The following is a 25908-nucleotide window of genomic DNA, read 5'->3' as shown; positions in this document are numbered from 1 at the left end:
TTGGTTTGTTGGGGTGCTACATGCGGGGCGCAGAGAGGTTAGTCAAGGCTGGCCGCTGCGTTCGTGATGGCGCGCGCCTCAATCACCACGAAAGCCTGCGCCCAAGGGTGGTCGTCGGTCAGGGTGACGTGGATGATTGCCTCATGACCTTCGGGGGTCATCTCACGCAAACGCTCAGCGGCCCAGCCGGTGACATGCATCACGGGCTGGCCGGTGTTCAGGTTGGTGACGGCCATGTCCTTCCACGCGATGCCCATGCGCAGACCGGTGCCCAGCGCCTTGGAGCACGCCTCTTTCGCGGCCCAGCGCTTGGCATAGGTGCCAGCCGTGTCATGGCGACGTTCGGCCTTGCGCTGTTCGATGTCGGTGAAGACACGATTGCGGAACCGGTCGCCGAACCGGTCGAGCGTGCCCTGAATACGCTCGATATTCGCGAGGTCTGTGCCGATGCCGAGGATCATGCGTTTCGACCCATCTTCTTCAAAAACATCGAATACCCTCTTTTTACACCCAAAATGAACGCATATCGGCACAAAATAAAGGAGACCACACCAACGAGAATCACCTGAACAACAAAACGTGTCAGATAGCCTTCATTCACCGAGATTTCCGGAAAACCGAGATCTAGAACAGCGACAAGAACAATTCCGGCTATGGTTAACAGCCCGGTAAAGACCATGTTTCCAGCAAGCACCCAACTCTTCCAAGACGGCCCACATCGGTTGCCGCGTATGCCTTTACGCGCCCCATAGAAAAGTGATGCCAGAACAAGTGCCAATCCCATGGAAAAAGGGAACGAAGGTTCGGTCAAATCGAAAGTGCGTTTGATCAGATAGAGTGCGGACAACACCGAAAATACGAGCGCAGAATAGGTAATGTAATCAAGTTTCACCCTACCTTTTGCTACGGTTTTCGCCCGACACTGTTTCAAGCCCGCGCCTCATCCATCAGGCGGCGCATCTCGGCAATGGCGGGTGTGAGGCCGCGGAAGATGGCCTCTCCGATCAGGAAGTGGCCGATATTCAGCTCGCGCACCTCGGGGAAAGCCGCGACAGGCTGCACCGTGTCATAGGTCAGGCCGTGGCCCGCGTGGACCTCTAGGCCCAGGGAATGCGCAAAGGTGGACATTTGGCGCAGGCTGTCCAGCTCGCGGGTGGCTATGTCTGTGTGGCCCTCGGAGACGGCGTCGCAATAAGCACCGGTGTGCAGCTCGATCACCTCAGCACCGATACGGTGCGCGGCTTCGATCTGGCGCTGGTCGGCGGCGATGAAAATGGACACACGGCAGCCCACGTCGCGCAGGGGAGCGATGAAATGGGCCAGCTTGTTTTCCTCGCGCGCGACTTCCAAACCGCCTTCGGTGGTCCGTTCCTCGCGCTTTTCGGGAACGATGCACACCGCATGCGGTTTGTGCCGCAGGGCGATCTGCTGCATCTCGGGCGTCGCGGCCATTTCAAAGTTCAGCGGGACCGACAGAACCTCCATCAGCCCGTCGATATCGGCGTCCGAGATATGGCGGCGATCTTCGCGCAGATGGGCCGTGATGCCATCAGCCCCGGCCTCTTCCGCCAGCTTGGCGGCGCGCAGAGGGTCAGGGTACGCCCCACCGCGCGCGTTGCGCACGGTTGCTACGTGGTCGATATTCACGCCCAGACGCAGGATATTGTCAGACATCGTTTGATTCCTTTGCCGAATTCTGGCCCGAGCCTAGTGGTTTTGGAACCGAAACGGCAGGCTTGGATTCAGCCAACCGCCGGATTTCGTCGAACTTGGCTTTGATCTTGGCCCGGCGGCGCTGCTGATAGGTTCGGATCAACGGCAGGCTCAGGTAGTGACACACAGCCCCGGCGACAAGACCGGGCAGAATCCCCCCAACCAGATAGGGAAAAAACACCTCATCATAAAAGATCCTTAGCCCGTACCAGTCGGCCATGCGGTCGGTGAAGATCGCCAGAAAATTGTTCTTCAGATCGCCTAGCGCACCAGCGAATTTGCCCATCAGACCGTGGGTGTCACCTTCTTCGAATTTGGTACCCAGAATGAAGTGGCCGGTTTGCAGGCTGACAACGCCGATCGGGACATATGTCAACGGATTACCAAAGAATGTCCCACTCAGCGCAGCCAGAATATTGCCATTAATCAACCGCGCCAGAAGGGCGGCAACCACAAAGTGCAGGCTATAAAAGGGCGTGAAGGCAGCAAACACCCCTGCCCCGATCCCACGCGCGATACGTTCCGGGGAATCGGGCAACCGGCGTACACGGTGTTTGACATAGTGAAAGGCTCGGGTCCATCCGCCACGGGGGTAGACGAATTCAGATGCGATCTGGACAGGCGAGCGTCGATCTCGGCGCTTGAATACCACTCCTGATCACCCCTTCTCAGCCAGCCGCCACGGCGGTCTTGGACCTGTCCCTGAACCGTTCAACCGCCGCTACGTCGCTTTCGGCTTCAAGCATCAGCATCAGCGAATGCAGCTGTTCGAGATCACGCAGTTCGACACTGATCAACAATCGGTAAAAATCCGGTTTGCGATCAACGAATTCCAAGTTTGAGATATTGGCCTTTTTCTCGCCAATCAATGTGCAAATACGCCCCAGTACGCCCGCATCATTCCCGATGGTCAACTCCAGCGTTGCACCGTAGACCGCCGGATGGGTTCCGGTATGCCAATGCAGGTCAACCCACCGCTCGGGCTCGCCCTCGAACTCGGTCAGACGATTACAGTCGATGGCGTGAACCACCACGCCTTTGCCGCGATAGGTAATGCCGACGATGCGTTCACCAGGTAGAGGCTGACAGCACGGCGCGCGGTCAAATTTCTGCCCCGGCTCAAGCCCTATTACGGCACGGCGCAACGGGATGGCGTCGCCTTCGTCCTGCGTCAGTTCCGGGTAAACGGCGCTGACCACATCATGGGCGGTCAGTTCGGCACTGCCTAGCCGGGCCAACAGTTCGTCTCGATCCTTCAGGCGCAAGTGTTTAGCGGCCGTCTCCAGCGCCTTGTCTGTGGCCTTGCGCCCCACATGTTCGAAGCCCGAGCGCGCCAGTTCTTTGCCCAGCTTGATAAAGCGCTCGCGATCCACCTCTCGCAGAGCGCGCCGGATGGCGGTGCGAGCCTTGCCGGTGACAGCAATCTCAAGCCAAGTGACCTGCGGGGTCTGACCGTCCGCGGTGATGACATCAACCGATTGGCCGTTCTTGATCCGGGTCCATAGCGGAACCCTGATACCATCTACCTTGGCGCCAACGCAGGCATGACCGATCCGTGTGTGGATCGCATAAGCGAAATCTATTGGTGTCGCCCCACGCGGCAGTTTCACCACATCGCCCTTGGGTGTGAAGCAGAACACCTGGTCCGAATACATCTCAAGCTTAACTGCTTCGAGGAAATCCTCGTGGTCATCCTCACTATCAAACTGCTCGGTCAGGTTCGCGATCCACTTGGCTGGATCGACTGCAAACGGGTTTTCCGACCGCACCCCATCCCGATAAGACCAATGCGCCGCCACACCCGTCTCAGCCACGTCGTGCATCTGACGGGTACGGATTTGCACCTCGACGCGCTTACCGTCGCGCCCCGACACTGTGGTGTGAATCGAGCGGTATCCGTTGGATTTTGGCTGGCTGATATAGTCCTTGAACCGCCCCGGCACCGCACGCCAGCGTTGGTGGATTGCGCCCAACGTCCGGTAACAATCTTCTTCCGTCTGGGTGATGATGCGGAACCCGTATATGTCGGACAGGCGCGAGAACCCCTGATCCTTTTCCTGCATCTTGCGCCAGATCGAATAGGGTTTCTTTGCGCGGCCAAAGACCTCGGCTTCGATCCCGGCTTTTTCCAGCTCGAACCGCATGTCGCCCGTGATCCGGTGGATCACATCGCCGGTTTCACGTTGCAGAGTGATGAACCGCCGGATGATCGACTGGCGGCCTTCGGGATTCAGCACGCGGAAGGCCAGGTCCTCCAGCTCTTCGCGCATCCATTGCATCCCCATCCGGCCGGCAAGCGGCGCGTAGATATCCATTGTCTCGCGCGCCTTGACGATCTGCTTTTCCGGGCGCATCGCCTTGATCGTGCGCATATTGTGCAGACGGTCGGCCAGCTTGACCAGAATGACCCGCAAATCCTTGGACATGGCCATGAACAGTTTACGGAAATTCTCGGCCTGTTTGGTTTCGCGGCTGGACAGCTGCAGGTTGGTCAGCTTGGTGACCCCATCGACCAGCTTGGCCACTTCATCGCCAAACAGCTCGGACACCTTGCTGTAATTGGCTTTTGTGTCCTCGATCGTGTCATGCAGCAGCGCGGTAATGATCGTGGCATCATCCAGACGCTGTTCGGTCAGGATGGCGGCAACGGCAACGGGATGAGTGAAATAGGGCTCGCCCGAGTGGCGAAACTGACCTTCGTGCATCTGTTTCCCAAACTCATAAGCTCGGGTTATGCGGTCAGCATTTGTCTTGGGGTTGTAGTTGCGGACCAGCGCAATCAGGTCTTCAGCAGAAATCATCCGGTCCGCACCTTCGTCTTTGGGGATTACCCCTGGCCTTGAGCCTCCATCAGAGCGCGCAGCAGCTTCTCTTCGGACATGTCGTCATCGGCGGGCTTGTCGGATTCCGCACCCATCAGCAGAGCCATCTGATCCTCTTCAGGCTCGTCAACCTCGATCTGGGTCTGGTTGGCCTCGATCAGGCGCTCGCGCAGCTCATCAGCGCTTTGGGTTTCATCGGCGATTTCGCGCAGCGACACGACCGGGTTCTTGTCGTTGTCGCGGTCCACGGTGATCGCGGCACCGGCTGAAATCTCACGCGCACGATGGGCGGCAAGCATCACCAGCTCAAACCGGTTTTGTACCTTGTCTACGCAATCTTCTACCGTCACGCGGGCCATGGGGCGCTCTCCGTTTCTGAATCCATGTCAGGAAGAGGTTTATCTAAGGGCGAATCCCCGCCTTGACAAGCAAGAAATGCTGCAAATGCACCCTTCACAAAGGGGTGACAGAGGCAATTTCATTGGCAGGTAGCTGCGCCAGCATTTCCCGAACGCTCTGACCCAAGACTGGATGCTCCCAATCCGGGGCGATATCGGCCATCGGAACCAGCACAAATGCGCGATCCTGAAGCCGCGGATGCGGCAGAATCAACTGGTCCGGTGCGCGTTGCATCTGGTCATCTTGCGGCAGTGTCCTCCAGCGTTCGTACTCCGTCCGGTCGGGCAATACGCCGTCACCAAAACACACCAGATCCAAATCCAGCGTCCGCATCCCCCAGCGCTGAATCCGCTCGCGCCCGAATTCCTTCTCCACCTCATGCAGCAGATGCAGCAATTCGGACGGCGTCTTTTCTGTCTCAATCAAAGCTGCGGCATTAACATAGTCTGGCCCCGCGCCGGCTGGGAAACACGGTGTCTCAAAAAAGCGGCTGACCGCGCGAATCACCACCCCCTGACGCTTTAGTGCGTCAAGAGCCTTCTCAAGTGTCACCTTGGGCCCATCACCTCTCAAATTGAGATTTGCACCCAGTGCGATCACCGATTCTGACGTAATCTTGCGCATTCTACTCCCTATATTCGGTGAATTGCATACTTGCGATACACATTAAAAACACTAATTATAGGCGTATCAGCGCGCCGCCTATTTCCTAAGCTCACTCACGTAACACCCGGCGTTCTGGTAGATACCGGAAGGACCTATTTATGTTTTATAAAGACGAACGGCTAGCGCTGTTCATCGACGGCTCGAATCTTTATGCGGCCGCAAAAGCACTGGGGTTTGACATCGACTACAAATTGCTGCGCCAAGAATTCATGCGTCGCGGCAAGATGCTTCGTGCTTTCTACTACACAGCGCTACTGGAAAATGACGAGTATTCCCCGATCCGACCCCTGGTGGACTGGCTGCATTACAACGGCTTCACCATGGTGACGAAACCCGCCAAGGAATACACCGACAGCATGGGACGTCGGAAAGTCAAAGGGAACATGGATATCGAACTGACCGTCGATGCCATGGAACTGGCACCGCGCGTTGATCATATCGTGCTGTTTTCGGGCGATGGGGATTTCCGCCCGCTGATTGCCAGCCTGCAACGTCAGGGCGTGCGCGTTTCGGTCGTCTCGACCATCCGCAGCCAGCCGCCGATGATCTCGGACGAGCTCCGCCGCCAAGCCGACAACTTCATCGAGCTGGAGGATTTGCGCGACGTAATCGGCCGCCCTCCGCGTGACGTCCCGATGGAGCCGCGCAGCGTCGCGGCAAGTGGGCAGTAACACCGCCCCCGTCAGTTCGGTTTAAAAATCGACGCGGTCAGGGCAAATGCCCTGACCGCGTTGCTTAAACTAGGAACAGGTGCTGAAACATCTGATTGCTAACACTGATTCATGTCAGTTGAATGACACAGTCCTGTCTGGACCATGGCGAGGAAAAGACCTACCTGTGGCCGTAAGGAGTATGTGACATGAACAAGCCCCCGCTGACCTTGTATCTTGCCGCCCCGCGCGGGTTTTGCGCCGGCGTGGACCGGGCGATCAAAATCGTTGAGATGGCCCTGCAAAAATGGGGCGCGCCGGTTTATGTGCGCCACGAGATCGTGCACAACAAGTTCGTGGTCGACGGTTTACGCGAAAAAGGCGCGGTGTTTGTCGAGGAACTGGACGAATGCCCCGATGATCGCCCGGTGATTTTCTCGGCCCATGGCGTGCCAAAATCCGTCCCGGCCACAGCCGCACAGCGCGAAATGATCTATGTCGACGCCACCTGCCCGCTGGTATCCAAGGTCCATGTCGAGGCGCAGCGCCATGCTGAGGCCGGGTTGCAGATGATCATGATCGGCCACAAGGGCCATCCCGAAACCGTCGGCACGATGGGGCAACTGCCCGAGGGCGAAGTTCTGCTAGTCGAAACGGTCGAAGATGTCGCCACCGTTCAGGTGCGCCACCCCGAAAAGTTAGCCTTTGTCACTCAGACCACCCTGTCAGTCGATGACACCAAGGATATCATAGCCGCGCTTGAAGCCCGGTTTCCCGCCATCGTCGGCCCGCATAAAGAAGATATCTGCTACGCCACCACAAACCGGCAAGAGGCCGTCAAAGCCGTCGCCCCCAGATCCGACGCCCTGTTGGTTGTGGGCGCTCCAAACTCGTCAAACTCACGCCGCTTGGTCGAGGTCGCCGCGCGTGCTGGGTGCGACTATGCCCAACTGGTGCAACGGTCCACCGATATCGACTGGCGGGCGCTGAAAGGGATTTCCTCGGTTGCCATCACCGCCGGTGCTTCGGCCCCAGAAGTTCTGGTCAACGAGGTGATCGACGCATTCCGCGACCATTACGACGTGACGGTCGAGATGGTCGAAACCGCTGTTGAGAACGTCGAGTTCAAAGTCCCGCGCGTGCTGCGCGAACCGGCATGAGCGGCATACCAAGAGCCCCGTTATTTCTGGGGCTGGCCGGGCTGATCCCCTTTCTCTGGGGCGCACTGACCTACCTGAATGACGATCTGCACGCTTGGGGTACTCAGGCGCTTGGGGCTCGTTTTGTGGGGCCTTACGTGCAGTTGTTCTACGGCTCAGTCATCCTCAGCTTTATGTCCGGCGTGCTGTGGGGTTTTTCGACCAAGACATCTGGTAGCAAGGCGGCGACCTGCTATCTGCTCTCGGTTCTGCCCGCACTTTGGGCCTTTGCGAAAACGGGCGGCGGGCCGGTCGCTGCAGGCACCAACCTGATGTGGGGTTTTGCCGGGTTGCTTTTGCTGGACGCTGTGTTCTCATACTGGCGATTGACGCCGGTCTGGTGGATGCGTCTGCGCATGATGCTGACGGCCGTTGTTCTGGCCTGCTTAGCCGTTGGAGTGTACCTGTGACCGACAAGAGAACGATTGACGCCTACACTGCCCGCGTGGCCGAATATCTGAGCATCCCCCTGCCCCCCGAACAGATCGAAGCCCGCATGGCCTTTGCCGAAGCGGTTGCGGAAGGCGGTTATGTGCTGGATCTCGGTTCCGGCCCCGGATCGGACAGCGCCTTTCTACAACGCGAAGGGCTGCGTGTCCGTGCCCTTGATGCCACGCCCGCCTTTGTCGAACATGCGCAGCAGAACGGGATTGACGCGCGTCTGGGCACGTTTGACGACGTGACGGAAGAGGCTGAATATGACGGCATCTATGCCAGCTTTTCCCTGCTGCACGCCCCGCGCGCGGATTTTGCGCGTCATCTGTCCGCCATCCACAAAGCGCTGAAACCCGACGGTGTTTTTTTTCTGGGCCTGAAACTGGGCACCGGTGAACATCGCGACGATCTGGATCGCTACTACACCTATTTTTCACAAACTGAAATCGAGGAGGCTATGACAAAGTCCGGGTTCACCATCGACCGGATCACGACGGGCGTGGGTGCCGGCCTTGCGGGTTCATATGACGGTTTCATTCTGGTGCTGGCCCATGCCTGAGCTGTTCGCCTATACGGACGGCGCATGTTCCGGCAATCCGGGCCCCGGCGGCTGGGGGGTTCTGCTGCGCGCGATGGATGGCGACAATGTCCTGAAAGAACGGGAACTCAGCGGCGGCGAGGCCGAAACCACAAACAACCGGATGGAACTGCTGGCTGCGATCAGCGCGCTAGAAACATTGGAGCGGGCCTCGAAGATCACCGTTGTGACTGACAGCGCCTACGTGAAAAACGGCGTCACGGGGTGGATTTTCGGGTGGAAGCGGAACGGTTGGAAGACCTCGAACAAGAAGCCTGTTAAGAATGTAGATTTGTGGCAGCGGCTGGATGAGGCACAAACCCGCCATGACGTGACCTGGGAATGGGTCAAAGGTCACGCGGGCCATCCTGAAAACGAAAAAGCCGACGAGTTGGCACGGACGGGCATGGCCCCGTTCAAGCCCAAGAAAGCAAGGGCCTAGACGGCGCGCCAAAAGGAATACACCTGCCATGAAACCACAGTTCTGCTTTGCAGTCAGTTTCGCCCTTATGGCCGGGTGTACCCCATCCTACGACGCCCTGCGGTTTGAGGCACAGAGCGACCGGATTGTCGCCTCGGGCACTATCGACCACACGTCCTTGCATGCCTTTCAGGAGGTCATCCGCAGCAATCCGCAGGCTAAAACCCTTGTCCTGCAATATATTGAAGGCTCCGTGGACGATGACGCAAATGTCGTCTTCTCGCGTGTCGTGCGGGAACTGGGGTTTGACACGATTGTTCCGTCGGACGGCATGGTGGCGTCGGGCGGCACGGACCTGTTTCTGGCAGGCAACCGCCGCGTTCTGGAACCTGATGCCTGCGTTGGCGTGCACAGCTGGGGCGGCTGGAACATCGTGGCCACCGAAATCCCCAAAGACGACCCAGAGCATGACCGGTACCTGGACTACTATGCCGATATCGGTGTTGACCCGGCCTTCTACTGGTACACGCTTAACGCGGCCTCGGCCGAGGACATGCACTGGATGAGCGCGACCGAAGTTGAACGGTTCGCCCTCACGACCCGTAATGTGCCGCAACTTGGATCATCCGCAACCTGCGACGCACGATGACCTCAGCGTGACAGCAACCTGGCTCCGATCTCTTTGACGAATTTCGCAGCCACCATGGCCGTCATCCCATACGGGTCACGATGAGGATTCAATTCGACGATGTCAGCGCCGACCAACTGCCCCTTGAAACGGCGGATCAGGTTGATCACCTCGCGGGTGCTTAACCCACCGGGTTCATGATGCGACACGCCGGGCGCAAAGGCAGGGTCCAACGCATCCAGATCCAGGGAGAGGTAAACAGGGCCATCAAAGCTGATTTCAAGATCGGGGCGCCAGCTTTGCATGTCGATCACTTCGACGCCGAACTTGTCGGCCTGTTCCTGCTGGTGCTTGTTCATGGTACGGATACCAACCTGCACCAGACGGTTGATTGCGCAGGTCTCCATTACCCGCGCGAAGGGGCAGCCATGGCCCAGCGGACCGACTTGCTGACTGTCATACAAGTCGGGATGCGAGTCGATATGCAGGATGTTCAACCCCTCATACCGTTCCGAATGCGCCTTGATCAGCGGATAGGCAACCGAATGGTCCCCTCCCAGAGATAACAGTCGCGCACCGCTTGAAATCCGCGCAGCAGCACCGGCTTCGATCCGGTCGATAGGTTCCTGTCCGATCATCTCGAACACATCCAGGTCGCCTGTATCCTTGAAGCGGTCGGTCGCGCCGAGATCTGTGCCATCCTCTGCGGTCAGGTTAGCGGCTCCGGAATGCAGAGCCTCGCGAATACGACCAGGGGCAAAGGCGGGCCCTTGCAGAAACGAGGAATGAAGATCCAGAGGCACCCCCATAAGTGCGACGTCACCTGGGTTCAGATCCTGTGGCATGGAACACCTTTCAGATAAATTCTGCGGCGATCTGGCCGAATTGATTCCGAAAGGTCAAGAGGTCAACGGCGCAGGTATGTCTGCCAGATCCAGATCACCAACAACGCACCCAAAACCGCACCGACAAAGCCCGACAGCCAGCCCGCTACGGCGATCAATGCACGTAGAAGGAACCCGCCGACCAGCGCGCCAACGATGCCGATCAACATGGTTGTGGGAATATCGGCCTCGATCCGCATCAGTCGTGTCGCCAGAAACCCGGCGGCGGCTCCGATGATGATAAGGGCGATAACGGGCAAGTTATTTCCTCCAATGAGTGGGCACGATGATCAGCGCCCCGATGGATGACAGGACCGCGTCCAGTCCGGGCGGGCCGAAGCTGATGCCAAACATGATGCGCACAAAGTAGAACAGGAACGCGCCGCCCACGCAAATGATGATCGAGGGCAGGTATCCATTGTGGGTAAATCCGGTTTTTTCAGCCAGATACCCCACGATCCCGGCAATCACGACGGTGCCCATCAATATCATGAACATCTGGTTTACTCCGAACAGAGCCGCGTTCCGGACGAAACAGGCCACCCCCGCAAAAAGGTTTCAACATCCTGCGCCCCTTTCCCTGCCCGTTGCAGCCGCAAAAGGTCAACCGCGCCGTCGCCACAGGCCACGCGGAGTGTGTCATTCAGAACCTCTCCCGGAGCGCCCTGCCCAGCGGCCAGCCGAGAGGACAAAAGCTTGACCCGCTCGCCTTCGATCTCGGTCCAGGCGCCGGGGAACGGGGACAGGCCCCGGATTTGCCGGTCAACCTCGGCGGCAGGACGCGCCCAGTCGACGCGCGCCTCGGATTTGTCGATCTTCGCAGCATAGGTCACGCCATCTTCAGGCTGAACCTCAGGGGTCAGGTTCGGCAGCTCCTCCAACGCTTCAACCACCATCGCAGCGCCCATTTCTGACAATCGATCATGAAGCTGCGCTGTGGTTTCCAGCGACCCAATATCCGTAGCCCGACGCAACAGGACCGGGCCGGTATCCAGTCCGGCCTCCATCTGCATGATACAGATACCCGTCTGAGCGTCGCCCGCCATGATCGCACGCTGAAGCGGAGCAGCCCCGCGCCAGCGCGGTAACAGGCTGGCGTGAATGTTCAAACAGCCATGTTTCGGCGCATCCAGGATGGCTTGCGGCAACAGCAAGCCATAGGCGACAACGACAGCGACATCTGCGTCCAAGGCCGCAAACGCCGCTTGTTCGTCGGGCGATTTGAGCGAGACCGGGTGGCGAACGTCGAACCCCAATACCTCGGCCCGTGCGTGAACCGGGGTAGGACGGTCCTTTTTGCCACGCCCTGCTGGGCGTGGTGGCTGGCAATAGACAGCGGCGATCTCATGTCCGGCGGCAACCAGAGCATCCAACACCGGTACCGAGAAGTCGGGCGTTCCCATGAAGATGATACGCATGAGGGTCCTCCGGAGCTGGGGATGCAGGGCAGACGCCCCGGGCTACCCGAGTTTCTTGGCTTTGCGCAGCAGCATGTCACGTTTAATTTTACTGAGCCGGTCGAAATACATCCGACCGTTCAGATGGTCGATCTGATGCTGTACGCTGGTGGCTTCGATCCCCACAAAGTCACGACGGTCGATCATGCCTTGTTCATTCAGAAACTTCACCGTCACCGCACGCGGACGTTTCACCTTGGCCGAGACGCCGGGCAGGTTCGGGCTGGCCTCATCATGTTCACGTAGCTCAATCGAACTGTGCAGGATTTCGGGGTTCGCCAGACGCACGGCCCGGCCTCGCTCGGTCGAGCCATCCACCACGGCCAGCCGCAACATCACCCCGATCTGAGGCGCGGCGAGGCCAACGCCGGGCATCGCCTCCATCGTGTCGATCATGTCGTTCCAGATGGCGCGAATTTCATCGGTGATCTCTGCCACGTCTTCCGCCTTGGTGCGCAGGCGTTTGTCAGGCCACGGCAGACAGGTGCGGACCGTCATGCGCGAGCCTTTTCGCGTTTCAGCTTTTGCATCTTCCGCGTAATCATCTGGCGCTTCAGAGGTTTGAGATAGTCGATGAACAGCTTCCCGTTCAGATGGTCGAGCTCATGTTGAACGCAGGTGGCCCAAAGGCCGTCGAAGGTTTCCTGCTGCGCGTTGCCGTCGCGGTCGATCCAGGCCACATCCACGACTTTGGGACGGGTGACCTCGGCATATTGCTCGGGGATCGACAGGCAACCTTCCTCGTACACATTCGTTTCGTCGGACGACGCGATGATCTCGGGGTTGAACATGATCAACGGGCGCGGGGCCTCGCCCTCTTCCTTGACGCAATCCAGCACGATCAACCGATCCAGCACACCGATCTGCGGCGCGGCCAACCCGACGCCGGGCGCGTCATACATCGTCTCCAGCATGTCGTCGGCCAGCTTGCGCAGCTCATCCGTCAGATCGGCCACGGGGGCACAGACCTTTTTCAGGCGGGGGTCGGGATGGATCAGAATAGTGCGTTTCATGAAGTTGATTTAGGCCATCGCGCGACCCGCCGCAACGCCCCCCTTGCACCTGCCGCGATTGTAACTAGCTTTCGTCGCGACAGATGGAGATGACATGACGTTCAACGACCTCACCGACCGCCGGGGCACCAACAGTTCAAAATGGGACAAGATGGAGCGCCTCTATGGCATTTCGCCAGATGACGGGCTGGCCATGTGGACCGCGGATTCTGATTTTCGCACAGCGCCTTGCGTGATTGATGCCGTGCAACAGGCCGTCGATCACGGAGTGTTCGGCTATTCCTGGATGCATCCGGACTATCTGGCTTCGGTCCAGTGGTGGATGGTAAATCGCCACGGGTGGGAGATTGACACAGATTGGGTCCTGACGTCGCAGGGGTTGGGCAACGCGATCGCCCTGTGTCTGGATGTCTGGTCTCAGCCGGGCGACGGGATTGTGATCTTCTCCCCTGTTTACCATGAGTTCGCGCACAAAGTGAACAAATCCGGCCGCCGCGTGGTCGAATGCCCATTGGTGCGTGATGGTGAAAGTTATGCCGTTGACCTCGAGGATGCGCAATCGCGACTGGACGGGTCGGAAAAGATGCTGCTGTGGTGCTCACCGCAGAACCCCTCGGGCCGGGTCTGGACACCGGACGAGCTGCGCGCAGTCGCGGCGTTTGCCGAACGGAACGGGCTGATCCTGGTGTCGGATGAGATCCATCATGATCTGGTCTATCCCGGCAGCACCTTTGTGCCGATGGATGTTGCAGCACCTGATGCGCGCCCTTGGACGGTGACGCTTACGGCGGCTTCCAAGACCTTCAACATTGCCGGGCAGCGCACCGGGAATATGATCATCCCCGATCCCAAACTGCGGGCGGACATGCGCAATCGCATTCAGGCACTGGACTATGACCCCAGCGCGCTTGGTGTGGCGATGATCACCGCCGCATACACGCCCGAGGGTGCCGCATGGGTCGACCAGCAGGTCGCGCATCTGGACGGAAACCGCAAACTGTTCGACGCGACGATTGCTGAAATCCCCGGCCTTTGGTCAATGCCGTTGCAATCCACTTATCTGGCCTGGGTCGATTTTTCGGGCACAGGCATGGACCATGCCGAGTTCACCCGACGTCTGCGAGAAGATGCCAAAATCGCCACCTCACCCGGCCCCGGCTTCGGAGCAGGCGGAGAAACCTTCGAGCGTTTCAACCTTGCTACTCAGCGCAGCCGTGTCGAGGACGCATGCGCCCGGCTGAAGCGTGCTTTTGCAGATTTGCAGTGATCGGAAGGCCCGGCGGTCTGTCCGTCGGGCATCCCGTTAGTCCTTATGGCCTAGCAGCGCGATGGGCGCATCCGGCGCACGGTAGAAATCCAAAGGAGCCTTATCCGAGGCGGCAGTGCTACGCTTGAACTCATACCGCATCTCACCCGCCTCATCTTCGTCAGCGATGATCAGGCATTGGTACAGATGGTTCGCACCGTCATAGATATCGACCAACCCGCGCAATTTCGGCGTCGTTGCGGCCTCAACCGTGAAGCCGTCTTTCCACAATCTCAGAATTTTATATGTATTGTCGCCGATTTCGACACGAAGGCGGCTGGTCTTTTTCAACCCCGCGATTCGCGCCGCATCCAATTCGGCGCTTATTTCCTTAGAAACATAGGTCGTCATAACAATTTTCCCCCGCAGTACATACTATTGTGAGCAACTCTTCGTAAAAATCCAATGAAGCTGAGAACCTGAAACAAACCGATTTCAATCTGTTGCGCGGAAATCCCGGATCGACCTGTGCAATGACGCAGGCAAGATGCGCGCGCCCTCGCATGGAACCGACCCGAGCGACACCCTATGTTTGCCGAAATCGGATTTCGGAGGGACAAAGATGGGCCTGTTGGTCGACGGCAAATGGCACGACACTTGGTATGACACCAAATCCACCGGCGGCGCGTTCAAACGCAGCGCTGCGCAGTTCCGCAACTGGCTGACCGCCGATGGCAGCGCGGGCCCCTCGGGCAAGGGCGGGTTCAAGGCGGAAGCTGGACGCTATCACCTCTATGTCAGCCACGCCTGCCCCTGGGCGCATCGCACCCTGATCTTCCGGGAACTCAAGAGGCTAAGCAATCTGATCTCTGTCTCGGTCGTGCATCCGGATATGCTGGACAAGGGCTGGAACTTTCAGCCAGACGACAAAGGCGCAACCGGGGATGATCTGTACGGGCTGGACTATGCCCATCAAATCTATACCAAGGCGGACCCGTCCTATTCCGGCCGTGTCACAGTGCCGATCCTTTGGGACAAGGAACAGGAAACGATCGTCTCGAACGAAAGTTCAGAGATCATCCGTATGTTCAATTCGGCCTTTGATGGCATCACGGGCAATAACGACGATTACTGGCCCGAGACGATGCGCGATGACATCGAAGCGGTCAACGCCCGGATCTATTCCGACGTGAACAATGGCGTCTACAAATCCGGCTTCGCCACCAGCCAGGCCGCCTATGACAGCGCTGTTGGGCCGCTATTCGATACGCTGGATTGGCTCGAAGATCGCCTGTCCCAAAACCGCTATCTGATGGGGGATCGCATCACCGAGGCCGATTGGCGCTTGTTCACGACCCTGATCCGGTTCGATCCGGTTTATCACCTGCATTTCAAATGCAACCGGCGGCGACTGATCGACTATCCGAACCTGTGGGCCTATACGCGCGAGCTGTATCAATGGCCGGGCGTCGCGCCCACAGTGAACATTGAGCACATCGTGCGCCACTACCACTACAGCCATGAAAGCATCAATCCGCACCGCATCATCCCGACCAATCCAGTGCTGGATTACGCAGAACCGCATGGGCGCGGTCAGCGACCCGCCGCGTAGTGTTCGACCATCGCCGCCAGATCCTCTGGCGGCGTTCCGCTTTGCACATAGGCGCACGCATTGGGGCTGTGGGCAAAGATGGACCCGTCCGAGAAAAAGGTGGTGTTCGTGACGAAGATCACCCGCGCCTCAGGGCGGCGATAGCTGGCGAAATCAGCCACGGCCAGCGCGCTGCCTGCCTCCAGCACCAAATCCAGCACGATAATGTCAAACGCGACCCCGTAAAGCGCGAGGATCGCGGCCTCTTGCCCGGCGACAAGCGTGACCTCAGCGCCTTGACGTTCAAGGTGCCGCTTCCAGACCCGACCTAGGTCGGGATTACTCTCAACAATCAAAACATTCATAAGTAACAACCTCGGCACATGAAGTGGTGAACGGTGCCGACCCCTGAGTTTGTGATCACGCCAATTCCTTAACAAAGGGTTAACGCTGTTTTCCGGTTGCCGCCGAAGCACGGATTCGCTTGTGTAAATGGCGAAAATCCGCTTGAAACGGGCCGAAATCGGCGATTCCGGCGAGACCCTAATGACAAGCTCTGACAAAAACTTGAACCCGCGCGCGCGCCGCGACCATGGCGGAGGGCTGGATGACGCCATTCAAGCCTATGGCGGATCGCGGCAAGACTGGCTGGACCTGTCGACCGGAATCAACCCGCAGCCCTACCCGGTGTCCGACCTGAGTGCCGAGGATTGGACCGCCCTGCCCGACCATGGCACGTTCCAGCGTCTGACCGACGCGGCCCGCCAATTCTGGTCCGTACCTGATAACACCGCGATTTTGCCTGCACCCGGCGCCTCGGCTTTGATCGCCCGCATTCCGGCCTTGGCACCGCAGGGGCGGGTTCAGATCACGACGCCAACCTATAACGAGCACGCCGCCGCCTTTTCCGCGCAAGGCTGGAGCGTTCAGCCCGAAGGTCCAACCGACGCGCGTGTGATCGTTCACCCCAACAATCCCGATGGTCGCTATTGGACCGAGGCCGACGCCAATGCGCCGCTGACTATCATTGACGAAAGTTTCTGCGATGTTTCCCCCGAAGCGTCGCTGATCCATCTGGCTGACCGGCCGGGCGTTATCGTCCTGAAAAGCTTTGGCAAGTTCTGGGGGCTGGCCGGATTACGCCTTGGCTTTGCCGTCGGCGACCCAAAGCTGATCGCGCGGCTGAACGATCTGACAGGCCCATGGGCGGTCTCGGGTCCCGCCTTGCGGATTGGCGCGCGGGCTTTTCAGGACACGGGCTGGGCCGCAGCCACCCGACGGTATCTTCAGCAAGGTGCGGACCGGCTGGATACCCTCGTGACGGGTCAGGGTGCCAGTTTGGTCGGGGGTACACCGCTCTTTCGCCTTTACTCCGTCGAAGACGCCGCCGAATGGCAGGACCGTCTGGCCAGCGCCCATATCTGGAGCCGCATCTTTCCCTATTCGACAACTTACCTGCGTCTGGGCTTGCCACCAGCAGACGGTTGGGCCCGGCTTGAGGCGGCATTGTGAGCACCGCCTTCCTTCTGGTCTGCGCCCTCTGTCTGGATGCGGCCCTGGGCGAACCCGACTGGTTGTGGTCGCGGGTGAAACACCCTGCCGTCGTGATCGGCAACCTTATTGGCTGGCTTGACAAACGCTTCAACCACGGTGCGCAACGGCTTCTGAAAGGTGTCGCGGTTGTCGCCTTGTTGGTGTGCGGCGCATTGATCATTGGGCGCGCGCTGACCCTTCTCGGGCCCGTAGTCGAAATAATCGCCTGCGCCATTCTGCTGGCTCAGAAGTCATTGGTCAGCCATGTGCGCGATGTTGGTACCGGTTTGGCCGTCTCGCTGGAAGACGGGCGGGGGAAAGTGGCGATGATCGTCTCGCGCGATACACGCGACATGACGCAGGCGCAGGTCGCGCGGTCAGCGATCGAAAGCGCGGCTGAAAACCTCAGCGACGGGGTCATCGCGCCCGCTTTCTGGTTTCTGGTCGGTGGCCTGCCCGGTCTGCTGGTTTACAAGGCAGTAAACACCGCCGACAGCATGATCGGCTACCGCAGCGAAAAATACCGCGACTTCGGTTGGGCCTCGGCCCGGTTGGACGATGTACTGAACCTAATCCCCGCCCGCCTGACCGGCGTGATGATCGTGGCTCTGTCAGGCCAATGGGCGCGCTGGCCTCAGATGGTCGCGGATGCCCGCCGCCATATCTCGCCCAATGCCGGCTGGCCTGAGGCCGCCATGGCCCGCGCCCTGAACGTCGCCCTGGCTGGACCGCGCAGCTATGACGGGCAGCTGCGCGATCTGGCTTGGGTCAACGGCGATGCCCCGCGCGAGATTGGCGCGTCAGAGGTTTTCCGCGCATGCGACATGCTCTGGCGGGTCTGGGGGCTTGCGCTTGGCCTCGTGTCGGTGTCGGTTGGGGTCAGCTTCATTTTCTGACGGACCCGTTTCATGCGTTTGCTCTCTGGCCTTATAGCCGCCGCTCTTTTCGTGTCACCCGCCTTTGCCCAATGCGGAGGCGGGTTCAACGCCTTTGTCAAAGGACTGAAATCCGAGGCCGTCCAGCAAGGGTTCGATACAGAGACCGTCAACGCGTTCTTCAAAGGCGTGCAACAAGACGGCGCGGTGCTTAAAGCCGACCGTGCGCAGGGCGTGTTTCAAAAGCCTTTCATCGAGTTTTCGCGCCGCCTGATCTCGCAAAACCGCATTGATCGCGGGCAGGCTATGTCGCGCAAATATGACGCCGTGTTTGACCGGATCGCGCGCGACTACGGCATCTCACGCGGCGTACTTCTGGCCTTCTGGGCGTTCGAAACCGACTACGGCGCCTTTCAAGGTGATTTCAACACCCGCAATGCGCTCGTGACGCTGGCCCATGACTGCCGTCGGCCCGAGCTGTTCCGTCCGCAAATCTTCGCTGCTATCGAATTGTACGAGCAGGGCAATTTCGACCCCGCCCGCACCACCGGGGCTTGGGCCGGAGAAATCGGCATGGTCCAGATGCTGCCCCGCGATATTCTTGAGAACGGCGTGGACGGGGATGGGGACGGTAAGGTCTCGCTGAAAACCTCGGCTCCGGATGCGCTGATGTCGGGGGCCAAGATGCTGTCGAATCTGGGCTGGCAACCGGGTCAGCCTTGGCTGCAAGAGGTCACTGTGCCCAGCGAAATGGATTGGTCCCTGTCCGGCCCAGGCAAATCGCGCCCGGTGTCCGAGTGGCAAGCGATGGGCGTTCAGGCCCGCAGCGGGTCGCTGTCCAACCTGCCCGCCTCGCTGATCCTGCCGCAGGGGCATAAAGGGCCCGCCTTTCTGGCATATCCGAATTTCGACGTCTATTTCGAATGGAATCAGAGCTTTACCTACGTCCTGACCGCCGCTTATTTCGGCACCCGACTTGAGGGCGCACAGATCTATGACGCGGGCAACCCGGCGCAGGGCTTGTCGGGCGCGCAGATGAAGCAGCTACAGAGCAAACTTCAGGCACGCGGCCATGATGTGGGCAAGATCGATGGCATTCTGGGAGCCGGAACACGGGCGGCGGTGCAGGCTGAGCAACAGCGACTGGGTCTGCCAGCAGATGCGTGGCCGACAGTGGAGCTGCTGGGTCGATTGTGAAGCGGCGTCTGGTTTGTCCAAAGCGGACAAAGTCATTGCAAAATGATATGCTCCTAGGAGCAGAGGCGATTGTGCATGCAGGAACCGAACTTTACGGAGGACGGAAGAATGATCATGCGCATTTTTCAGGTCGTGACTCGGCCGGGGAAAGAGGAAGAGTTCAGCAAGTTCTTCCATGAAACAGCGATCCCCTTGATGAGAGGCACCAAGGGCATCGTTCAAATATTTCCTGGGGCCGCGCGCACCGACACACCCCGAGACTTCAGCTTTGTCATGGTGTGGGAAAAATTAGAGTCACTTAAGGCGTTTGTCGGCGAAGACTACCAGAGTCCTCACATCGACCCCGCGGAGGCCGAATTGGTCGAGTAGCGTTCGATCAAACACTATGAGCTGGTCGATTAGAGACGATGGCGTGAATTCAAACGACAACTTGGGGGAAGCAATGATCAAGGGGAAATGCGGCTGCGGAGCCGTAACGTATCAGATGACGACACCACCTATGTTCGTCCATTGCTGTCACTGTAGCGAATGCCAGCGACAAACCGGAGCGGCTTATGTCTTGAACGCCATTATTGAGGCTGACCGCGTAGAGCTTGAGGGGCCGACCACTGAACATGAACTTTCCACCCCAAGCGGCAAAGGTCAGATTATCACGCGTTGCAAGAATTGCGGCGTCGCCGTGTTCAGCAGCTACATGATCCGTCTTGGCAAGTTAAAGTACGTGCGTGTTGGAACATTGGACAACCCGGATCAGTGTCCTCCGGATGCGCAGATTTTCACGAACAGCAAACAAGCTTGGGTACCACTTAGCGAAGACATTCCCGCCTTTGAGGAGTTTTACAAATTCGATGAAGTGTGGCCCCCGAGTTCGCTAAAACTTTTGGAGACCGCGCTTTCCTGATGGATCAGTTACTCTGGCTTCACCGGATAACGATCCCCTTTTTCGTCAATCAGCACCAACCGCTCACCACTGCGCACATACAGATCGCACCTGCTGAACCCATTACGATAGGCGATGCAGACGCTGCCGTCCTCGGCGATGGAATAGGTGCCAAAGGCGGCGTCTCCGCTGGCGTAGGTGTAGGAATAGGCCCCTCCGGCCGAGAATTTTGCCTGACCGTCGTCAAAAAATGTCAGCGTGCGTCCGGCCAAAGCGTCCAGTTCTTCGGGCGACAGGGGGACGTCTCCGGGTTTCGTGGGCCATTCGGCGGCAAGGGCGGGGCCAGCGGTCAGCAAGGCGAGGATCAATAGTCGCGTCATGGGAACAGTCTAAACCGAACTGCTCTGCAACAGGCATAACGTTGCAGTGAAAGGTTAGGCGACCATCTGTTCGGCTTTCTTCAGGTCGACTGAAACCAACTGGCTGACGCCCTGTTCTTGCATGGTCACGCCGAACAGCCGGTCCATCCGCGCCATCGTCACCGCATGGTGGGTGATGATCAGGAACCGCGTGTCGGTCTGGCGGCACATCTCGTCCAGCAGGTCGCAGAACCGCGTCACGTTGGCGTCGTCCAGAGGCGCGTCGACCTCATCCAGCACACAAATCGGCGCGGGGTTGGCAAGGAACACACCAAAAATCAGCGCGGTTGCAGTCAGGGTCTGTTCGCCGCCCGAGAGCAGGCTGAGCGTCGAGAGTTTCTTGCCCGGCGGTTGACACATGATCTCGAGACCCGCGTCCAACGGATCGTCGCTTTCAACCATGACCAGATTGGCCTCTCCACCACCAAACAGATGCTTGAACAGCATGGCAAAGTTCGAGTTCACCTGTTCAAACGCCGTCAACAGACGTTCCCGCCCTTCGCGGTTGAGGCTGGCGATACCGCTGCGCAGGGCCTTGATCGCCTCTTCCAGATCAGCCTTTTCGCTGTTCAACGTGTCGAATTCTTCCTGAACCTCTTTGCTGTCCTCTTCGGCCCGCAGGTTCACCGCACCCATCGCGTCGCGCTGACGTTTGTGGCGGTTGACCTCGGCCTCAAGCGCGTCGGCGGCGGGCATCTGGTCGGGGTTCACGTCCAGCTGGTTCAGCAACTGGTTCGGCGTCAGCTGCTGATCCTCGGCGATGCGTTCCGCAGCGGCGGTTACGCTTTCTTTGGCGGCGTCAGAGCGCGCTTCGGCGGCGGCCCGGCTTTCGCGCGCTTCCGAGGCCAGACGTTCAGCATCACGTTCGGCCATCACCCATTCGCGCTGCTGAGCCTCGGCTTGGGCCAGCTTGTCCGCAGCCTCGGCACGACGCGCGTCGGCGGCTTCAATCAATTCGTTCAGTTCTTCGCGCGCCTCGGCGATTTCACCGGGGGCGGCCATGGCATCGGCAAGCTCCTCCTCCGAGCTTTCCTTGCGTTCGACCAATTCCGAGATGCGCTTTTCCGCCGTCTCCAATCGGTGCTTCCAGCCACTGAGGTCTTTTGTCACTTCTTGGCTGCGGCGGGTCCGCGCCTCGCCCTCGCGGCGCAATTCGTCATGGGTCGAGCGGTGGGTCAGCATGGTGATCCGCGCAGCTTCGACCGTTTGTTTGATGTCCTCAACCTGCGCGCGGGCGCTGTCGAGGTCCCCCAGCCCGGTCAGTGCGCCCTCGGCCTCGCGCAGTTGGGCGCGGGCGGACATGGCGTCCTCCTTATGGCGGTCGACGGCCAGCGTCAGGGTTTCCAGCTTGCCCTGCGCGAGATTGCGATCCGCCTCGGCCCGACTGAGCGCGCGTGCAGTTTCGGCCATACGTTGATCGGCGGCCCGTCGGGCGTCGCGCGCACGGCGGTCAGCCTCGGTCACGTCGGCCAGTTGCTGCGACAGCGCCTCATGCGCCGCCCGCGCGCCATCTGCCTGCGCCTCGGTCCGGGTGAGTTCCTGTTTCAACGCTTCCAGCTTGTTCAGCTGTTCCAAGCGCAGGGCGGCGGCGCTTGGGGCATCCTCGGCCCAGGCGCGGAACCCGTCCCAGCGCCACAGGTCGCCCGAGCGCGAGACCAAGCGCTGACCGGGTTTCAGCGAGGCCTGCAGACGCGCGCCCTGATCCGAACCGACCAGACCGATCTGCGCAATGCGGCGGCTGAGGCGGTCGGGGCCGGAAACATGCAGCGCCAGCGGTTCGGCCCCCTCGGGCAGCGGCTGATCGGCGTCATAGCCTGCAACCTGCACCCAACCGGATGGCCCGTCGCCTTCAACCAGAGGCGCGCGCAGGTCATCGGCCAAAGCCGCCCCCAACGCCTTTTCGTATCCCGGTGCCACGCGCAGCAGATCCAGCACCTGTCCGCCTTCTGCGGTGTCGCGTTCGACCAGTTTGGCCAGCGCGGTGGTTTCGGCCCGGATCGCGCCTAATTCACCTTCAGCCTCGGAGCGTTTGGCCCGAGCCTCGGCCTCGCGCGCCTGAGTTTCGTTGCGCAGCTCATCGGCGGCGGCCAGTGCCTCTTCGGCGGCCTCGGCGGCCTCGCGTGCTTCTTCCTCGCCTTCTTGCGCGGCTTCGAATGCTTCGGCGGCGCGAGTCAGCGCCTCGTGCGCCTCATTCACAGCACCGCGCGCTTTTTCCTCTTCGCTCTCGGACCGGGCCAGCGTTTTGCGGCTGTCTTCGACCAAACGTTGCGCCGATTGGTGACGGGCGACCAGACGAGCCATATCCTCGGTCTGTTGTGACAGGTGATCTTCACGATCCTGCAAGACCGACGCCGCCTCGCGCGCGATTTCGGCCGCCTCGGCCACCTTGTCATCATGACCTTCCGCGGCCTTTGTCAGCTCGCGGGCTTCCCATTCCAGCCGTTCGATCATCTGGCCCGCATCGCGGTTCAGGCCGGTTTCACGCTCGATATCATTGCTCAACTGCTGAATACGGTTGGTGAGCGTTTCGATGGTCTGACGGGCGCGGGTTTCCTGATCAGAAAGCTGGTCACGCTGCACCTGCTGGCGCTGCAACACGGCGGCGGCGATGGCCTCTTCCTCACGCAGCGGCGGCAGGGTTTCTTCGATCTCGGCGCGCTTTGCGGCGGCGGCACGGGCCTCTGCCTCAGCACGCGAGGCTTCTGTGATCCGATCGCGCAGCTTCTCCTCGGCCTGTTGGCGGGCCATATCGGCCTCTTTCCAACGACGGTAGAGCAGCATTCCCTCGGCCTGCCGCAATTGTTCACCGATCTCGCGATAGCGCGCGGCCTGACGGGCCTGACGCGCAAGTTGCGCCAGCTGCGTGCCCAACTGTTCCAACACGTCATCAACGCGGGTCAGGTTGGATTCGGTGCCCTTGAGTTTCAGCTCGGCCTCATGCCGCCGCTGATAGAGGCCCGATATTCCAGCCGCCTCTTCCAGAATACGCCGCCGGGCACGGGGTTTGGCGTTGATCAGCTCGGCAATACGGTTCTGCCCCACCAGCGCTGGCGAATGCGCCCCGGTTGAGGCATCCGCGAACAGCATCTGCACATCGCGCGCGCGTACGTCCTTGCCGTTGGTCTTGTAGGCGCTGCCGACGTCGCGGGTGATGCGGCGGATGATTTCCAACTGGTCCGTGTCGTTGAACCCCGAAGGCGCTAACCGTTCCGAATTGTCCATAGTCAGGACCACTTCGGCAAAGTTGCGCGCGGGACGCGTGGCCGCCCCCGCGAATATCACATCTTCCATCGCCCCGCCGCGCATGGATTTGGGACGGTTTTCGCCCATCACCCAGCGCAACGCTTCAAGCAGGTTGGACTTGCCGCAACCATTTGGCCCCACCACACCGGTCAGCCCATCCGCGATGATCAAATCGGTCGGATCGACAAAGCTTTTGAAGCCGGTGAGTTTGAGTTTGCTAAAGCGCAAAGGCAATGAGTCCCGTGATTCCTATATGCTTGAAGTCTGCGCAAGGGATTGGGGACCTGTCAACGCAGTTGCGCAGGATATGGGAATTCGACCCGAGTTATCCACAACATCTTGCTCAAATACGCAAGATTACGCGCAGGTCAGTAGGGCGTGCATTCAAACACCTGATAGCCGTAATCGCCGCCGATATCGTCGAAGACGCCCGTATCTACGCATTCATAGTTCGGGCGCGAAATTGCAGTCAGCAAAAGGCGCTCGGCCATTTCTCGATCACAGCCCAGTACACCAACGGTGACTGCGGCATCCCCCAGCACATCCAGAATCGGACACCCCGACACCTGTGCCATTGCCAACGCTGCGCGGTCGCGGATTGGACCAAGCCGCGGCGCGTATTGCATGTTGATCCGCACCGCCTCGGCCAGTTCACCACGCACGCGCACGTCAAAGACACTGCCATTCACCGCCACGCGCGTGGCTGGCACATCGCGAAAATGGGGCGTGCCGGCCGAACATGCGGCCAGCACCAGGAGAGACAGATACCGGATCATACGCCCAGTGTTGCGGGCAAACCGTTAATGAAACCTTACCCGATCTGGGTTTTCAGGACCTGCCCCAATCGTGCGATCCCTTCGCGGATCGTCGCCTCATCAGAGTTCGAGAAGCTAAGTCGCACGGTATTCGCCCCACTACCATCGGGGAAAAACGCCCGACCGGGTACAAAGGCCAGCTTGACTGTCTCCAGCGACCGCGCCAACAACGCGGCGCCGTCGGCCCCTTCGGGCAAGGTCAGCCAGATGAACATCCCGCCTTCGGGCCGGGTCCATTCTACCCCGTCGGGCATATGGTCCTCCAACGCCTGCAACATCGCGTTTCGGCGCGCGCCATAGGTTCGGCGCAACATCGGGATGTGGCTATCGAAACAGGTGCGCGCCACCTGCTCGGTCGCCATCTGGTTGAGTGTTGGCGAATGCAGATCAGCCGCCTGCTTGATCAGAACAAGCTGCTGGATCACTGGCTGCGCGGCCACGATCCAACCCACACGCAAGCCCGGCGAAAGGGTTTTCGAGAAGCTGCCGCAATAGATCGTCCGGCACGCCTCGATCGAGCCCTTACGCTTTTGCTCCAGTGCCAGAATGGGCGGGATCGCATCACCCTCGTAACGCAACGCCTGATAGGCCCCATCCTCGATCACCGCGATATCCAGCGCATCAGCCAGATCCAGCAGGCCCTCTCGTGCGCGCAAGTCAACGGTCTCACCTGTCGGGTTGGCGAAGTCCGGTGACAAATAGGCAAATTTTACCCGCCCTTCGCCCTCTGCCGCGGCGTACTCCGCCGCTCCTTGGTTGCCGTTCAGGTGCAGCCTGTCGAAGCGCGGCTCATAGGCGTCAAACGCGTTGATCGCCCCCAGATAGGTTGGCCAACCGACCAAGGCGGTATCCCCGGGCGATAGGTAGAGCTTGCCAAGATAGTCCAACGCCTGTTGTGACCCCGAGGTGATCAGGATGTTCTCAGCCCCACAATCAATGCCGTTGCCCCGCATATGATCGACCAGCCATTCACGCAGAGGACCATAGCCCTCACTGACCGAATATTGCAGCGCGCGGTCACCGTGATCTGCGGTCATTGCGGTCTGGAACGCCTGCGCAAATTCTTCTTTCGGGAACAAGGCCGGGTCGGGAATACCGCCAGCGAAGGAAATGATTCCGGGCTGATCGAGAAGTTTCAACAACTCGCGGATCTCGGACGCTTTCATTCGCGATGCACGCGTAGCGAACAGCGCTTGTGTCGACATGTGCCCCCTCCCTGTTCGGACATGGGCAGCGTATCGAGGA

The 25908-nt window shown here is 59.6% G+C and carries 32 protein-coding genes; 13 read left to right on the top strand and 19 right to left on the bottom strand.

The window, feature by feature from the left end; genetic code table 11:
• Positions 1-38 precede the first annotated feature (38 nt).
• The 7 genes from acpS to folK form a co-directional block, all read right to left on the bottom strand.
• Complete coding sequence (gene acpS / locus ACR0CA_RS18950) at positions 39-461, bottom strand: holo-ACP synthase (protein WP_170787283.1); 423 nt, start codon at positions 459-461, stop codon at positions 39-41.
• Entirely contained in the window at positions 458-892 is a 435-nt protein-coding gene (locus ACR0CA_RS18945) for a hypothetical protein (RefSeq protein WP_170787285.1), read from the bottom strand. Before ACR0CA_RS18945 ends, acpS begins: the two co-directional genes overlap by 4 nt.
• 35 nt (positions 893-927) lie before the next feature.
• Positions 928-1674 (bottom strand): pyridoxine 5'-phosphate synthase, encoded by a 747-nt coding sequence (locus tag ACR0CA_RS18940; RefSeq protein ID WP_170787287.1) that lies wholly within the window; start codon positions 1672-1674, stop codon positions 928-930.
• The gene (locus tag ACR0CA_RS18935) at positions 1667-2365 is read right to left on the bottom strand and encodes a DUF2062 domain-containing protein (protein ID WP_170775320.1); all 699 of its coding nucleotides are present in this window, start codon (positions 2363-2365) and stop codon (positions 1667-1669) included. Before ACR0CA_RS18935 ends, ACR0CA_RS18940 begins: the two co-directional genes overlap by 8 nt.
• 16 nt (positions 2366-2381) lie before the next feature.
• Complete coding sequence (locus tag ACR0CA_RS18930; protein WP_170775318.1) at positions 2382-4514, bottom strand: RelA/SpoT family protein; 2133 nt, start codon at positions 4512-4514, stop codon at positions 2382-2384.
• 26 nt (positions 4515-4540) lie between these two features.
• The gene (gene rpoZ, locus ACR0CA_RS18925; protein ID WP_170356736.1) at positions 4541-4894 is read right to left on the bottom strand and encodes a DNA-directed RNA polymerase subunit omega; all 354 of its coding nucleotides are present in this window, start codon (positions 4892-4894) and stop codon (positions 4541-4543) included.
• A gap of 94 nt (positions 4895-4988) precedes the next feature.
• Positions 4989-5558 carry a 2-amino-4-hydroxy-6-hydroxymethyldihydropteridine diphosphokinase gene (folK, locus tag ACR0CA_RS18920; RefSeq protein WP_170791615.1) on the bottom strand — a complete coding sequence of 190 codons (570 nt, stop codon included), beginning with the start codon at positions 5556-5558 and terminating at the stop codon, positions 4989-4991.
• A gap of 140 nt (positions 5559-5698) precedes the next feature.
• On the opposite strand from folK, the gene ACR0CA_RS18915 reads away from it, so the two are divergent.
• The 6 genes from ACR0CA_RS18915 (at position 5699) to ACR0CA_RS18890 (ending at position 9531) form a co-directional block, all read left to right on the top strand.
• Entirely contained in the window at positions 5699-6271 is a 573-nt protein-coding gene (locus ACR0CA_RS18915) for a LabA-like NYN domain-containing protein (RefSeq protein WP_170775314.1), read from the top strand.
• A 188-nt stretch (positions 6272-6459) separates the two neighbouring features.
• A complete protein-coding gene (gene ispH, locus ACR0CA_RS18910; RefSeq protein WP_480900691.1) occupies positions 6460-7410 on the top strand; it encodes a 4-hydroxy-3-methylbut-2-enyl diphosphate reductase in 951 nt (316 codons plus the stop codon).
• On the top strand, positions 7407-7859 hold the full coding sequence (locus ACR0CA_RS18905) for a DUF3429 domain-containing protein (protein WP_170775309.1): 453 nt from the start codon (positions 7407-7409) through the stop codon (positions 7857-7859). Before ispH ends, ACR0CA_RS18905 begins: the two co-directional genes overlap by 4 nt.
• The gene (locus ACR0CA_RS18900) at positions 7856-8443 is read left to right on the top strand and encodes a class I SAM-dependent methyltransferase (RefSeq protein WP_480900690.1); all 588 of its coding nucleotides are present in this window, start codon (positions 7856-7858) and stop codon (positions 8441-8443) included. Before ACR0CA_RS18905 ends, ACR0CA_RS18900 begins: the two co-directional genes overlap by 4 nt.
• Complete coding sequence (gene rnhA / locus ACR0CA_RS18895) at positions 8436-8903, top strand: ribonuclease HI (protein ID WP_480860714.1); 468 nt, start codon at positions 8436-8438, stop codon at positions 8901-8903. Before ACR0CA_RS18900 ends, rnhA begins: the two co-directional genes overlap by 8 nt.
• A 28-nt stretch (positions 8904-8931) precedes the next feature.
• The gene (locus ACR0CA_RS18890) at positions 8932-9531 is read left to right on the top strand and encodes a COG3904 family protein (RefSeq protein ID WP_480900688.1); all 600 of its coding nucleotides are present in this window, start codon (positions 8932-8934) and stop codon (positions 9529-9531) included.
• Positions 9532-9533: 2 nt separating this feature from the next.
• Here the strand turns inward: ACR0CA_RS18890 and speB are convergent, their stop codons facing one another.
• The 6 genes from speB to def (ACR0CA_RS18860) all read right to left on the bottom strand — a co-directional run bounded on the left by speB (position 9534) and on the right by def (ACR0CA_RS18860) (position 12864).
• Positions 9534-10355 carry an agmatinase gene (speB, locus tag ACR0CA_RS18885; RefSeq protein ID WP_170787299.1) on the bottom strand — a complete coding sequence of 274 codons (822 nt, stop codon included), beginning with the start codon at positions 10353-10355 and terminating at the stop codon, positions 9534-9536.
• Between the two features lie 62 nt (positions 10356-10417).
• Entirely contained in the window at positions 10418-10654 is a 237-nt protein-coding gene (locus tag ACR0CA_RS18880) for a GlsB/YeaQ/YmgE family stress response membrane protein (RefSeq protein ID WP_170787301.1), read from the bottom strand.
• Between the two features lies 1 nt (position 10655).
• On the bottom strand, positions 10656-10892 hold the full coding sequence (locus ACR0CA_RS18875) for a hypothetical protein (protein WP_170775300.1): 237 nt from the start codon (positions 10890-10892) through the stop codon (positions 10656-10658).
• Between the two features lie 5 nt (positions 10893-10897).
• Positions 10898-11812, bottom strand: coding sequence for a methionyl-tRNA formyltransferase (fmt, locus tag ACR0CA_RS18870; protein ID WP_480900686.1), 915 nt, complete (start codon positions 11810-11812; stop codon positions 10898-10900).
• 42 nt (positions 11813-11854) lie between these two features.
• Positions 11855-12349, bottom strand: a complete 495-nt coding sequence (gene def, locus ACR0CA_RS18865) for a peptide deformylase (RefSeq protein ID WP_480900684.1) — start codon at positions 12347-12349, stop codon at positions 11855-11857.
• Positions 12346-12864 carry a peptide deformylase gene (gene def / locus ACR0CA_RS18860; RefSeq protein WP_480900682.1) on the bottom strand — a complete coding sequence of 173 codons (519 nt, stop codon included), beginning with the start codon at positions 12862-12864 and terminating at the stop codon, positions 12346-12348. The genes def (ACR0CA_RS18865) and def (ACR0CA_RS18860) overlap by 4 nt, the downstream gene beginning before the upstream one ends.
• Before the next feature lie 94 nt (positions 12865-12958).
• Between def (ACR0CA_RS18860) and ACR0CA_RS18855 the strand changes: the two genes are divergently transcribed.
• On the top strand, positions 12959-14131 hold the full coding sequence (locus ACR0CA_RS18855) for a MalY/PatB family protein (protein ID WP_480900680.1): 1173 nt from the start codon (positions 12959-12961) through the stop codon (positions 14129-14131).
• 36 nt (positions 14132-14167) lie between these two features.
• Here the strand turns inward: ACR0CA_RS18855 and ACR0CA_RS18850 are convergent, their stop codons facing one another.
• The gene (locus ACR0CA_RS18850; RefSeq protein ID WP_170775290.1) at positions 14168-14521 is read right to left on the bottom strand and encodes a hypothetical protein; all 354 of its coding nucleotides are present in this window, start codon (positions 14519-14521) and stop codon (positions 14168-14170) included.
• Positions 14522-14732: 211 nt separating this feature from the next.
• Between ACR0CA_RS18850 and ACR0CA_RS18845 the strand changes: the two genes are divergently transcribed.
• Positions 14733-15722 carry a glutathione S-transferase family protein gene (locus tag ACR0CA_RS18845; protein WP_480900678.1) on the top strand — a complete coding sequence of 330 codons (990 nt, stop codon included), beginning with the start codon at positions 14733-14735 and terminating at the stop codon, positions 15720-15722.
• Here the strand turns inward: ACR0CA_RS18845 and ACR0CA_RS18840 are convergent.
• Entirely contained in the window at positions 15704-16066 is a 363-nt protein-coding gene (locus ACR0CA_RS18840) for a response regulator transcription factor (protein WP_170775286.1), read from the bottom strand. The two genes, ACR0CA_RS18845 and ACR0CA_RS18840, sit on opposite strands and share 19 nt — an antisense overlap.
• A 181-nt stretch (positions 16067-16247) precedes the next feature.
• Between ACR0CA_RS18840 and cobD the strand changes: the two genes are divergently transcribed.
• The 5 genes from cobD (at position 16248) to ACR0CA_RS18815 (ending at position 20207) form a co-directional block, all read left to right on the top strand.
• A complete protein-coding gene (gene cobD / locus ACR0CA_RS18835; RefSeq protein WP_480900725.1) occupies positions 16248-17213 on the top strand; it encodes a threonine-phosphate decarboxylase CobD in 966 nt (321 codons plus the stop codon).
• Entirely contained in the window at positions 17210-18130 is a 921-nt protein-coding gene (gene cbiB / locus ACR0CA_RS18830; protein WP_480900676.1) for an adenosylcobinamide-phosphate synthase CbiB, read from the top strand. Before cobD ends, cbiB begins: the two co-directional genes overlap by 4 nt.
• Before the next feature lie 12 nt (positions 18131-18142).
• The gene (locus ACR0CA_RS18825) at positions 18143-19306 is read left to right on the top strand and encodes a lytic murein transglycosylase (protein ID WP_480900674.1); all 1164 of its coding nucleotides are present in this window, start codon (positions 18143-18145) and stop codon (positions 19304-19306) included.
• 108 nt (positions 19307-19414) lie between these two features.
• Positions 19415-19675 (top strand): hypothetical protein, encoded by a 261-nt coding sequence (locus ACR0CA_RS18820; RefSeq protein ID WP_170791629.1) that lies wholly within the window; start codon positions 19415-19417, stop codon positions 19673-19675.
• A 16-nt stretch (positions 19676-19691) separates the two neighbouring features.
• Positions 19692-20207 (top strand): GFA family protein, encoded by a 516-nt coding sequence (locus ACR0CA_RS18815; protein WP_480900672.1) that lies wholly within the window; start codon positions 19692-19694, stop codon positions 20205-20207.
• A gap of 8 nt (positions 20208-20215) precedes the next feature.
• Here the strand turns inward: ACR0CA_RS18815 and ACR0CA_RS18810 are convergent, their stop codons facing one another.
• From ACR0CA_RS18810 to ACR0CA_RS18795, 4 genes are all read right to left on the bottom strand, one after another.
• On the bottom strand, positions 20216-20566 hold the full coding sequence (locus ACR0CA_RS18810) for a hypothetical protein (protein ID WP_480900671.1): 351 nt from the start codon (positions 20564-20566) through the stop codon (positions 20216-20218).
• 54 nt (positions 20567-20620) lie between these two features.
• Positions 20621-24076 (bottom strand): chromosome segregation SMC family protein, encoded by a 3456-nt coding sequence (locus ACR0CA_RS18805; protein WP_480860733.1) that lies wholly within the window; start codon positions 24074-24076, stop codon positions 20621-20623.
• Between the two features lie 140 nt (positions 24077-24216).
• Entirely contained in the window at positions 24217-24624 is a 408-nt protein-coding gene (locus ACR0CA_RS18800) for a hypothetical protein (RefSeq protein ID WP_170775274.1), read from the bottom strand.
• A 35-nt stretch (positions 24625-24659) separates the two neighbouring features.
• Positions 24660-25868 (bottom strand): aminotransferase-like domain-containing protein, encoded by a 1209-nt coding sequence (locus tag ACR0CA_RS18795; protein WP_480900670.1) that lies wholly within the window; start codon positions 25866-25868, stop codon positions 24660-24662.
• Between the last annotated feature and the right edge of the window lie 40 nt (positions 25869-25908).

It is taken from the genome of Ruegeria sp. F12 (assembly GCF_056533885.1).
Note: the sequence above shows the minus strand (reverse complement) of the source record. Positions and strands in the feature narration are given on the sequence as shown.